Origin of the sequence: Vibrio sp. 10N.261.52.A1, from assembly GCF_002876325.1 — a bacterium.
In the GTDB taxonomy this organism is placed as follows: Bacteria; Pseudomonadota; Gammaproteobacteria; order Enterobacterales; family Vibrionaceae; genus Vibrio; species Vibrio chagasii.
This window is the reverse complement of record NZ_MCYD01000342.1, coordinates 1-246: the sequence shown is the minus strand read 5'-3', so window position 1 is coordinate 246 and position 246 is coordinate 1. Positions and strand designations below refer to the sequence as shown.

The following is a 246-nucleotide window of genomic DNA, read 5'->3' as shown; positions in this document are numbered from 1 at the left end:
TAGCATTGCTAGACGGTCAAGACCGAATGCTAGACCAGCGTGTGGTGGAGTACCGTATTGAAGAGCATCTAGTAGGAAGCCAAACTTCTCTTGTTGCTCTTTCTCTTCGATGCCTAGGATACCGAATACAGCCGTTTGCATCTCTGCGTTGTGAATACGTACAGAACCACCGCCCACTTCGTAGCCGTTGATTACCATGTCGTATGCATCAGAGTTTGCCGCTGCTGGGTTCGCTTTTAGCTCTTC

At 49.2% G+C, this 246-nt stretch carries 1 protein-coding gene; it reads right to left on the bottom strand.

Annotated features, from left to right (window positions below):
- Nucleotides 1-246: amino acid--tRNA ligase-related protein (locus BCT81_RS04205; RefSeq protein ID WP_347232102.1), on the bottom strand; the 246-nt coding region annotated here is incomplete at both ends.